The sequence below is a fragment of the Mycolicibacterium houstonense genome (assembly GCF_900078665.2).
GTDB lineage: Bacteria > Actinomycetota > Actinomycetes > Mycobacteriales > Mycobacteriaceae > Mycobacterium > Mycobacterium houstonense.
In genome coordinates, this window is the sequence record NZ_LT546207.1 from 5,115,050 (window position 1) to 5,126,538 (window position 11,489).

Annotated in this window: 6 protein-coding genes and 3 pseudogenes; 7 read left to right on the top strand and 2 right to left on the bottom strand. The window is 68.4% G+C overall.

From position 1 onward, the window contains the following. Positions 1–224 precede the first annotated feature (224 nt). On the top strand, positions 225–1,724 hold the full coding sequence (gene eccB, locus BN4332_RS25740) for a type VII secretion protein EccB (RefSeq protein WP_066902289.1): 1,500 nt from the start codon (positions 225–227) through the stop codon (positions 1,722–1,724). On the opposite strand, the gene eccD is transcribed toward eccB, so the two are convergent. Beyond that, positions 1,721–2,671, bottom strand: a complete 951-nt coding sequence (gene eccD / locus BN4332_RS34650; RefSeq protein WP_235654201.1) for a type VII secretion integral membrane protein EccD — start codon at positions 2,669–2,671, stop codon at positions 1,721–1,723. The two genes, eccB and eccD, sit on opposite strands and share 4 nt — an antisense overlap. 307 nt (positions 2,672–2,978) lie before the next feature. Then, positions 2,979–3,266: pseudogene (locus BN4332_RS34655) on the bottom strand (EsaB/YukD family protein); the annotation flags it as partial. Between the two features lie 111 nt (positions 3,267–3,377). Here BN4332_RS34655 and eccCa point away from each other — a divergent pair. The 6 genes and pseudogenes from eccCa (at position 3,378) to BN4332_RS25775 (ending at position 11,457) form a co-directional block, all read left to right on the top strand. Continuing rightward, on the top strand, positions 3,378–7,409 hold the full coding sequence (gene eccCa, locus BN4332_RS25750; protein ID WP_066902290.1) for a type VII secretion protein EccCa: 4,032 nt from the start codon (positions 3,378–3,380) through the stop codon (positions 7,407–7,409). 65 nt (positions 7,410–7,474) lie between these two features. Beyond that, positions 7,475–7,708, top strand: a pseudogene (locus BN4332_RS34660) (EsaB/YukD family protein); the annotation flags it as partial. 142 nt (positions 7,709–7,850) lie between these two features. Continuing rightward, positions 7,851–9,005: a type VII secretion-associated serine protease mycosin gene (mycP, locus tag BN4332_RS25760; protein ID WP_235654202.1), complete on the top strand. Its 1,155-nt coding sequence runs from the start codon at positions 7,851–7,853 to the stop codon at positions 9,003–9,005. A gap of 118 nt (positions 9,006–9,123) precedes the next feature. Beyond that, positions 9,124–10,389, top strand: a pseudogene (locus BN4332_RS25765) (MinD/ParA family ATP-binding protein); the annotation flags it as partial. 294 nt (positions 10,390–10,683) lie between these two features. Further along, positions 10,684–11,157, top strand: coding sequence for a YbaB/EbfC family nucleoid-associated protein (locus tag BN4332_RS25770; protein ID WP_066902291.1), 474 nt, complete (start codon positions 10,684–10,686; stop codon positions 11,155–11,157). A gap of 3 nt (positions 11,158–11,160) precedes the next feature. Beyond that, the gene (locus BN4332_RS25775) at positions 11,161–11,457 is read left to right on the top strand and encodes a WXG100 family type VII secretion target (protein ID WP_066902292.1); all 297 of its coding nucleotides are present in this window, start codon (positions 11,161–11,163) and stop codon (positions 11,455–11,457) included. Positions 11,458–11,489: the final 32 nt, after the last annotated feature.

The following is an 11,489-nucleotide window of genomic DNA, read 5'->3' on the forward strand; positions in this document are numbered from 1 at the left end:
CCGCCGCGCCCTGCCAGCCGGGCCGGTGGATCCCCACCGCGACGACGATGCCTGCCACCACGAGAACTTGCAGGGCGATCAGGTCGACCAGCGGGACGACCCGCTGCGGGCCGGTATCACCGGCGGTGGTCAGCTTTGCTGCGAAAGTCAATGGACGCATCGCATTTCAAATAGGTGTCGCTCGGCTTCATGTCGAGGTGGTGCGGACGTGCTATACCCTACGCATGCCAGCGCAAGTTACCACTCGCGCCCAGGTGAACGGTTACCGTTTTCTGATCCGCCGTCTCGAGCACGCGCTCATCCGTGGCGATTCGCGGATGATCCACGATCCGATGCGCGGCCAGATGCGGGCGCTGATCGTGGGCATGGTGATCGCGGTGCTCATCACCGGCGCCGCCGCGGTGATGGCGTTCTTCAAGCCGTCGCCCAACATCGGGGACGCCCAGATCGTGCTGAGCAAGTCCAGCGGGGCGCCCTTCGTCCGGATCGGTGAGCAGATCCATCCCGTGCTCAACCTGGCCTCGGCCCGCTTGATCATCGGCAAGAACGACAGCCCCAAAGAGGTCGACGACAAGTTCCTGGACGTCGTACCCCGCGGGCCCATGGTCGGCATCGTCGGCGCACCCGCCAGCATCAACCGCGGCGACGACATGAGCACGTCGTCGTGGACGGTGTGCGACAACCTGACGACGCCGGCCGTCACCGAAACCACCGGGTCGGCGAGCCTGCAGACCACCGTGCTGGCCAACGATCCGGTACTCGGTGGCGGGATCCGCCAGGTCGACGCGGGCGAGGCCATCCTCACCGAATCCGGTGGCACCACCTACCTGATCTACCACGGGGTGCGCGCCCCGATCGACGTGTCAGATCCCGTTCTGGTCAACGGGCTTCACCTCCAAGGCGCCAGCAGTCGCCCGATGTCGTTGCCCTTGCTCAACACGTTTCCACTGGTGGACCCGATCACGCCGGTCGAGATCGACGGCGCGGGGGAGCCGGGAGCCCTCGGTGCCGAACACCCCGTCGGGGCCATCGTGAAATCCGTGGACTCGCGCGGTGAGCAGCTCTACGTGGTGCTGCGCGAGGGGCTGCAACCGGTTTCGCAGGCCACCGCCGACATCATTCGCTACAGCGCCTCCGATGATGCCGCCAGCGGCCAGGCCGCCGAGATCGCGCCGGCCACGCTGGCCGACGTCCCGACCGTGCACCTGCTGCCCGTCGACCACTACCCGGCAGTGTCGCCGAAGATCGTGTCGTACCACCCCGACCGGGTGGTGTGCATGGCCTGGCAGCGGTCCAACACCGACGCCAGCGCCGACGTGCGGCTGCTGGTCGGGCACCGGTTGCCCACCGCCGACGGGGCACAAACGGTCCGGCTGGCCAGCGCCGACGGCAGCGGGCCGAGGGTGGACTCGGTCTACCTGACCCCGGGTGCCGGCGAGTACGTGCAGGCCACCGGCAACGATCCGGCCAGCCGCTCGACCGGTCAGCTGTTCTACGTCTCCGACACCGGGGTGCGCTACCACATCAAGGATCTGCCGACGGCCGATGCGCTGGGCGTCAGCGGCGTCAAGGTTCCCGACGGCCCGGCCAATGCCCCGCAGTGGGCGCCCTGGGCGGTGTTGTCACTCTTACCGCCGGGCCCGGAGCTGTCCCAGGAGGCCGCGCTGGTCGCGCACGACGGCATGTCCGCCGACCCGGACAGCACCAAGGTGTCGACGGGTTAGATCCGCAGCTCCCGGAAGAACGCATACATCCGGATGATCCAGAAGCACAGTGGGAAAAGCGATCCCACCGCGATGTATTCGAGTATCTCGACCTGCCGCCGGACCACCGGGGAGAACTCGCGCCGCGGTGCGACCAGGCCGCAGGCCAGGATCAGCACCATCAACGCGGCCAGCACGACCACCGCGCGGACCTGCCACGCCTCGACGTACAGCGCGGTCTTGACCACCACGGCCACGCCGATCGTCAAACCGCTGCCGATGAGCGTCGCCGACTGCACCAGATCGTGGTGGCCGCGCCCGCGGAGACACAGAACAGTGGCCACCGCGACCGCGAAAACCGTTCCTTGCCAGTAGAATCCATTGCTGACGTCCACCGTCAGGTAGCAGCCGACCAGCGCCGCGACGGCGGCGGCGACGAGAATCCCGGTGAGGTGCTGGTTAGCCCGCCGCACCCGGGCGATCAGGTCCTCTTCGGTGGGGATGATCTGCTTGCTGATCGCGTTGACGCCCTCGACGGTGGTGCCGCCCTGGGTCTCGATGTCATCGAGCGGTTCGCCGGCTGTCGGCACCCGAGGGATCGGCAGCTTCGACAGTCCGATGGTCACGCGCGGGGCCAGGTAGACGACGATAACGGCGACCGTGGCGAGCAAAGCTCCCACCGTGCGGATCGGCGGCTGCCACAGCAACATCGCCGTGGTGCTGATCCCGCCGAACGCGCACCCGGAGATGAGCGCCGTGTAGACGGCCGATCCACGCGTCGAAACCAGGAGCACCAGCAGCGAACTCAGGGCGGTGAGGGCGAACGCCATCGGCAGCGACGTGGCACCGGAGCCGCCGGGCACCAGGTACAGCGACCCGGCGAACACCAGCGGCATCGAGACCGCGGCGATCCACGGCGGGGCCACGGTGGTCGTGGACCGGTGCGCCACCAGGCAGGCCAGCAGCACGCCCGACGCGCCGAGGACCAGCGCCGCGGCGGGAACCGCGGGTTGCGCGGCCCAGCGGGACNGCGGGTTGCGCGGCCCAGCGGGACAGCACCGCGGCCAGCGTCACGGCGGCCGCCGCGGTGACGGTGAACCCGGTCAACATGGCGGCGTGCTCCGCGAACCAGGTCCGGACGGTGCCCGGCTCGTCCGCGTGCGTGTCGTCAACGTCGTCGAACAGCAGCGGGCTGACCGGCTGGCCGGCCGCGCAGATCATCAACAGGTCCCCGTCGTACACGCCCGATTCGCCGAGGGACTGGTGCGGTGGGATCGGTTCCTCGCCGAGCGGGGCCAGCGTCCACTGCCCGTCGGTGGCGTCGAACTCGATGATGGCGGCGTCGCCCGCCTCGGTCGTGCGGCGGTGCGCCGCGATCTGTTCGTTCGCTATTTCGATGACATCGGGGATGTATTGGGCGATGCTGACGTGTGCTGGTAGCCCGACATCGATGTTCAGTTCGCCGACGACCAGGGTCAGTCGGCTCAGCTCCGGTTCGGCTTCTGGATCCAGCTCCGGGTCAAGCCTTGACTCGAGCCGGGATATTGAGGGCGGTAGTGTCACAATCCAGTCGGCCTCCTGCCCAATGGGATTGCTCGACAGCGAGAGTACTCAGGACAATAACCAATCGGTCACCCAGCCGCTTTGCGTGATGCAGCTTCCGGGGAGGAAAGGTTGAGTACGCAGGGTTTCGTCCGCCGCCTTCGGGTGGCGCCGCCGCGCATGCCCGGTGGCGAGGTCAACCTGGCCGCGCCGCCCGAGGTGCCGCGGGCCATCCCGGGAAACCTGCTGCTCAAGCTGATGCCCTTCGTGATGCTGGTCGCGGTGATCGGCATGATCGCGCTGATGATCACGGTCGGCGGCCGGGACATGGCCAGAAGCCCGATGTTCCTGATCTTCCCGATGATGATGGTCATGTCGATGGTCGGCATGTTCATGGGTGGCGGCGCCCGCACCGGCAAAGCCGCGGCCGAACTCAACGAGGAACGCAAGGACTACTTCAGTTACCTGGCGAACCTTCGCGAGGAGGCCGACACCACCGGCGCCGAACAACGCACGGCCCTGGAGTGGAGCCATCCCGACCCGCGGGCGCTCAGCGATGTGGTCGGAACTCGCCGCATGTGGGAGCGGCGGCCCAGCGATGCGGATTACTGCCACATCCGGGTCGGGATCGGGACGCACCGGCTGGCCACCCGGTTGATGGCTCCCGAGACCGGGCCGCCCGAGGATCTGGAACCGGTGTCGACGGTGGCCCTGCGCCGATTCGTCAAGACCCATTCGGTGGTGCATGCCCTGCCGACCGCGGTGTCGCTGCGAGCCTTCCCGACCATCACCTTCGAGGGCGAACGCAAGCTCGCGCAGCAGCTGGTGCGTTCGATGGTGTTGGAGCTGTGCACCTTTCACGGACCCGACCACGTCCAGGTGGCCGTGGTCACGGCCAATCCCGACGGCGAGAACTGGAGCTGGGTCAAATGGCTGCCGCACGCGCAGCATTCGGTGACCCGCGACGGCATGGGCTCGATGCGGCTGCTGTTTCCCACGCTGGAGTTGATGGAGACGGCACTGGCCGCCGAACTGGTCGAACGCGGCCGGTTCACCCGCAACGCGCAACCGACGCAGGGGCTCAAACAGCTCGTCGTGGTGCTCGACGACGGATTCGTCACCGGTGATGAGCAATTGATCACCGACGCCGGACTGGACAGTGTGACGCTGCTGGATCTTAACGGTCTGCGCTCGGGCGCCTCGGCCCGCCGCAGCCTGCAACTCGTGGTCGAGGGTGACGACGTGGCCGCACGGACGGCGGTCGGTGTCGAACGGTTCGCCACCCCGGACACCATCACGATCGCCGAGGCCGAGACCACCGCGCGCCGGATCGGGCGTTACCGCCCGGCGAACGCCGCGCACATCGTCAGCCTCGAATCCGATTCGAGGGCGGTCGATCCGGGTCTGATGGCGCTGTTGAAGATTCCCGACGCCGCGGCCATCGTGCCCGAGCAGGTGTGGCGGCAGCGGTCCCCGCGCGAACGGCTGCGGGTGCCGATCGGCATCACCCCGAACGGGCAGCCCATCGAACTCGACATCAAGGAAGCGGCCGAGGGCGGCATGGGCCCGCACGGGCTGTGTATCGGTGCGACGGGATCGGGAAAGTCGGAATTCCTGCGCACGCTGGTGTTGTCGATGATCACCGCGCACTCGCCGGAGTCGCTCAACCTGGTGCTGGTCGACTTCAAGGGCGGGGCGACGTTCCTGGGCCTGGAAGGGATCGCCCACATCGCGGCCATCATCACCAACCTCGAAGACGAACTGACGATGGTGGACCGGATGCGAGACGCGCTGGCCGGTGAGATGAACCGTCGTCAGGAGCTGCTGCGCGCGGCAGGCAACTTCCCCAACGTCACCGAGTACGAGCGGGCCCGCGCCGCCGGGGCCGACCTCGAGCCGCTGCCCGCGCTGTTCATCGTGGTCGACGAGTTCTCCGAACTGCTGTCCCAGAAGCCGGATTTCGCGGAACTGTTCGTGATGATCGGCCGGCTGGGCCGATCGCTGCACATGCATCTGCTGCTGGCCTCGCAACGCCTCGAGGAGGGCAAGCTGCGTGGCCTCGATTCGCACCTGTCCTACCGGATCGGTCTCAAGACGTTCTCGGCCGGGGAGTCGCGCAGCGTGCTCGGCGTGCCCGACGCCTACCACCTGCCCAGCGTTCCCGGTTCGGCCTTCCTGAAATGCGATGCCTCTGAACCGATCCGGTTCAACTCCTGCTACGTGTCGGGGGAGTACGTCAAACCCAGGATCTCGGCGCGCACCGGCCGGGTGACGCAGTTGGGGGCGCTGGCGCCGAAACTGTTCACCGCGACGCCGGTCAAGAAGGACCCGGTGCCCGCACGGGCGCCGCTGCCGCACGATATTCCGGAGGCCGAGCCGATCAGTTCGGGTCCCACCAAGACCACGCTGCTCGACATGGTGGTGAGCCGGCTGCGCGGCCACGGCAGGCCCGCCCACGAGGTGTGGCTGCCGCCGCTCGATGACAGCCCCGCGGTGAACGAGCTGCTGCCGGAATCGGATTGGTCGGCACCGCAGAATGTGAACGGCCGGCTGTGGATGCCGCTGGGCGTGGTGGACCGGCCCTACGATCAGCGCCGCGATCTGCTCATGGTCGACCTGTCCGGTGCACAGGGCAACGTGGCGATCGTCGGCGGGCCGCAATCGGGTAAGTCCACCGCGTTGCGCACGCTGATCCTGTCCGCCGCGGCCACCCACACGCCCGAGCAGGTGCAGTTCTACTGTCTGGACTTCGGTGGTGGCACGCTGGCCAGCCTGGCGAAGCTGCCGCACGTCGGTGGGGTGGCCGGCCGCATGGACGCCGACGCGATCCGGCGCACCGTCGCCGAGGTGGCCGGCGTGCTGCGCGCCCGTGAGCAGTTGTTCCGCGATCTCGGTATCGAGTCGATGCGGGATTTCCGGCAACGCAAGGCGCGACTGGCCGCCCTGCCGCCGGCGGAGGCGGCGCTGGATCCGCTGAGCCAGGACCATTTCGGCGACGTGGTACTGGTCATCGACGGCTGGGCCTCGATCAAGAGCGAGTTCGACACGCTCGATCCGGTGATCCAGTCGCTGGCCATCCAGGGTCTGTCCTACGGCGTGCACGTCGCGGTCACCGCGTCGCGGTGGATGGAGATCCGCCCGGCGGTCAAGGACATGCTCGGCACCCGGGTCGAACTGCGCCTCGGCGATCCGATCGACAGCGAGGTGGCGCGCCGGTCCGCCGAACTGGTGCCGATCGGGCGGCCCGGCCGCGGTATCAACTCCGAGCGGTTGCACATCCTGATCGGGCTGCCCCGCCTGGACTCGAGCTCGTCGGTGGAGGATCTGCCCGCCGGGGTGGCCGCGGCCGTCGAGGCGGTGCGCGCCCACTACCAGGATCGCGAGGCCCCGCCGGTTCGGATGCTGCCGCACAACGTGAATCGCGATGAGGTCGTGCGGGTGGCCCGCGAATCCGGCCAGCTGAGCAAGGCCCGGATCGCGATCGGCATCAACGAGGAAGAGCTGGCCCCCGTCGTGCTGGATTTCGATGCCCAGCCACACCTGGTGGCCTTCGCCGACACCGAATGCGGCAAGACCGGCCTGCTGCGCAACATCGCCGCCGGCGTGATGGAGAACGCCTCCCCGGTCGAGGCCAAGATCATCCTGGTGGACTTCCGCCGGTCGATGCTCGGCGTGGTTCCCGACGAGTACCTGGGCGGTTATGCCACGGCCCCGCAATCCTGTACGGATCTGATGACGGCGCTGGCCGGTGCCCTCAAGGATCGTCTCCCGCCCAACGACATCACCCAGCAGCAGCTCAAGGAGCGGTCCTGGTGGACCGGGCCGGACCTGTTCGTGATGATCGACGACTACGACCTGATTCCCGGTGGGTCGCTGAGCCATCCGCTCGGCCCGCTGGTCGAGTACCTGCCGCAGGCTCGTGACATCGGCCTGCGGGTGATCATCACGCGTCGCAGCGGTGGTGCGGGCCGGGCGATGATGGACCCGATCGTGGGGCGGCTGAAAGACCTGTCCTGCAACGGATTGGTGATGAGCGGCAGCAAGGAGGAGGGCGGCCTGTTCGGCGGACACAAGGCCAGCGCGATGCCTCCCGGCCGCGGCATGCTGGTCTCGCGCACGACCCGCGGCGGCGTCGTCCAACTGTCCCGGATGCCCGACCTGTGACCGGGGTCGAGGAACTCCGCGAGGTGCGGGTGGTCTCCGCGGCACCCGACGTGATCCGGGTGTCGGTGGTCGGTGGGCGCACCCAACTCGACGTCGCGCTGCCGGCCGACGTCCCGGTGGCGGCGTTCCTGCCGGAGCTGGCGCGGATGATCAAGTCCCGCGACACCGAGCGCAGCGCCGACGTCGCCGATCGCGACGAGCGACGGACGTTCTGGGTGCTCAGCCGGGGCGGCAAGGCCGATGGTCCCGCGCTGCCGCCCGATCAGACGTTGCGGAGCGCCGGGGTGGAAAACGGTGAACTGCTGCGTCTTTCGGCGCGCCGCGCATTGTCGCCGCCTGCGCTCTACGACGACGTGGTGGATGCCGCGGCCCGGCTCAACCGGGCCTCGTACGCGGCCTGGGACGCCACCGCCGCCGCGATGATGGCGTTCGCCNGACGCCATGCTCGAATACCGAAGGGCCTGGCGCTTTTCCCGCGGAGCCGGGCAGAAGGTCGCGGTGATCGACACCGGGGTCAACCGTCATCCGCGGCTACCCGCACTCGAACCCGGCGGCGACTACGTGTCGAACACGGACGGCCTGGTGGACTGCGATGCGCACGGCACCCTGGTGGCCGGCATCATCGCGGCAGCCCCCTCCGACGGCGACAGCTTCGCCGGGGTGGCCCCCGAGGCGACGATCCTGTCGATCCGCCAGAACAGCGGCGCCTACAGCGTGGCCGGCACCAGCATCAGCCAGAACGAGGATCCCAACGCCACCTCGATCGGCTACGGCAACACGCACACCCTGGCGCTCGCGATCACCCGGGCGGTGGATCTCGGCGCCACGGTGATCAACCTGTCGGAGGTGGCCTGCGCGCCGGTGTCCGCCGGCCTCGACGATCGGGATCTCGGTCGCGCGGTGCGCTACGCCTACGAACGGAACGTCGTGGTGGTGGCCGCGGCCGGCAATTTCAACTCCCAGAGCATGTGCAAGGCACAGAACAACATGCCGGATCCCAACCAGCCGCTGGACAGTGGCTGGAACAGCGTCAGCACGATCGCCAGCCCGGCTTGGTTCGCCGACTATGTCCTGACCGTCGCGGCGGTGACCACCTCGGCCGCGCCGGCCGAATTCAGCCTGCACGGGCCGTGGGTGGCGGTGGCCGCCCCCGGTGAGCGGATCACCTCGCTGGATGCCGGCGGGCCCGGGCTGGCCAACGCCCAGCTGGGGCAGCAGGGGCTGGCCCCACTGAACGGGACCAGCTTCGCGGCGCCGTTCGTCTCGGGCGTCGTTGCCCTGATCCGGTCGCGGTATCCCCATCTCACCGCCGCAGAGGTCAAGGACCTGGTCCAGCGGACCGCCCGTACCCCGGGGAACGGCCCCAACCAGTCCACCGGATACGGCGTCGTCGACCCGGTCGCGGCCCTGACCTACGAGTTGCCGCCGGCCGGCGAGAACCGCGATGTCACCGCCGGTGCACCGATCAGCGGGCCACCGCAACCCGACCCGGGTAATGTGCGGGCCCGCAGGATCGTCTACACCGTCACCGCGGCGTGTCTTGCGTTGATGGTGGCGGCGGTGGCGGTGGCTGCGGCCCGGCGGCGGACCAGGTGACCTGTCCGTACGATCGGGAGCGAACTCAGCCGAGATCCCGAGGGGAATGATGCCGGACGAGAAGCGGTCGATCGGCGAGCCGACATCGCTCGACGACATGGCGCCTGGTGAGCTGGACGAGGTGGAGGCCAGGGCGGCCGCGCTGCTGGAACAGATTGCGGCGCAACGGTCGGCTCGGCAGACCCATACCGCCTCGTCACCGGCCGACGACGTGACGGACGCCTTCTCCGTGGCGCCGGCTCCCGCGCCTCCCGCACCCGCCCCGGAGCCCTCGCAGGCGCCGGCCCGGCGGCTGGCACCGCCGCCCTGGCAGATGCACAGCACGATCGGGTCCCGGGAGTTTGCCGAGCGGTTCGAAGTCGACGAGCCCGAGCCGCCTGTGCAGCCCGATCCTCCTTTGCAGTCCGAGCCTCCGGCTCCGGCGCCGCCGCCCATGTCGGCACCGGCGCCACCGCCACCGCCGCCACCCATGNTCATCAACCGCGCCCGCAATGCGCCGCATTCCGGGTGGCGCCGGGCGGTGCACCGGGCCAGTGCCGGGCGCGTCAACCCCGGTGAATCCCGCAAGGAGCGGGAGCGGGAAGATCTGCTGGCCCAGATCCGCCAGCCGATCGCCGGCGACTTCCGGATCGCGGTGCTGTCCATCAAGGGCGGGGTCGGAAAGACCACCACCACACTGGGATTGGGCTCGGCGCTGTCGATGATGCGCAACGACCGCGTGATCGCGGTCGACGCCAACCCGGACCGTGGCACGCTGGCCGAACGGGTGCGGGACACCTCCAGCCAGTCCACCGTGCGTGATCTGCTGTCCGACCCCAACATCGAGCGGTACGCCGACGTGCGCAGCCACACCCGGATGGCGGGCAGTCGACTGGAGGTGCTGGCCAGCGAGCAGGAGCCGGCGGTGTCGGAGATCTTCGGCGAAGCCGACTACCGCCGCACCGTCAGCATCCTGCGTCGCTACTACAACATCATCCTCACCGACTGCGGCACCGGCATCATGCATTCCGCCATGGCAGGCGTGCTCGATCTGGCCCACGCCATCGTGCTGGTCAGCTCACCGGCGATCGACGCGGCGCGCAGTGCGTCGGCGACCCTGGACTGGCTCATGCAGCACGGACACTCCGCCCTGGTTCGCGAGGCGCACGTGGTGCTCAGTGCATCGCGTCCCGGCTCGGCGAAGCTGAAGCTGGACAAGGTCTACGAACACTTCGAGGCGCGCTGCCGCTCGGTGCACATGATTCCGTTCGACCCGCACCTGGCCGAGGGGGCCGACGTCGACTTCGATCTGCTCGCCCCCGAGACGCTGCAGGCGTATCTGGAATTGGCTGCCGCCGTTGCGGAGAAGTTCCCCCGGCTGCGCGGCGGGCCGCAGTACCGGTGACCAGCCGCTCGGTTGCCTAGGCAAAGAATGTCCGGATCGTCCCGGAGGCTGTGAGCTATTGACTCGTGGCGTGGCCGATCCAGCTGACTTCGGTTATCTACGCCTGAGTGGCAAATTGCGGTACGAGCGGCATTGCGGCGATGGCAATTTCGCTGCGCAATATTGTTCGGGTACTCAAATATGGAGTACCCGAATCGAATTCGCTGGAGTGCATGGCGGTGTCATTGCGAATCTGGAAGACTATTCCGATCCCAGTTCTCGTGGCCGCGTTCGGCCTGCAGCGATGAGGGTGAGGTGAGTCAGATCAACAACGATGGGCTGCGGCATCAGATGACCGAGGTGCTTGCCCTGGTCCAGGAGCAGATGGCCGATATCGCGGCGGTCCAGCGCGAGCAGGCACAGCTCACCGCGAGTGCCGGGGCGGCCGATGGATTGGTCGAGGTGACCGTCAACGCGCAGGGCCACGTCATCGAGACCGTGATCGATGAGTCCTATCTCGATGAGTACGAACTCGAGGATCTCGGAGGCCACGTCACGTCGGCCGCACAGTCCGCCGCGCAACTGGTGGCGCAGCGCGCCGCTGAATTGATGGTCCCGATCGGCGAACGGCGCCGAATGTTGCCCTCGCTGTCCGACATCCTCGACGACGCCCCCGATCTGCGCGACCTGACCAGATCCGTATTCGGCTATGAGGACCCGACGCCGCCCGCGGCCGAGCCCGAGGACGACGGCCGAGGCGAGTCCGCATTTCCCACCGTGAGGAGCTGACCGATGGCTGACGAACTCGGCGTGACACCGGCCGAACTGCGAGCGGCCTCCAGACACCTCCACCAAACCAGCGCCAAGATGAAGAACGTGCTGTCGTCACTGCAGGCCAATCTGGCCGCAGAAGGCGCCGCGTGGGGCGACGACAAGATGGGCGACGGGTTTGCCAAAGGGGACGCGGGCCATCTGGCCCAACGGGATTGGGTCGACGGCTCGGTGGTGGTGAAGACCGATCTGCTCGACTACTACTCGGACGGTTTGAAGACCGCCGCAGACTCATTCGAGCAAGACGACCAGGCGTAGGGCCGGCACCACTCAGGTGGCGGGCCGCATAG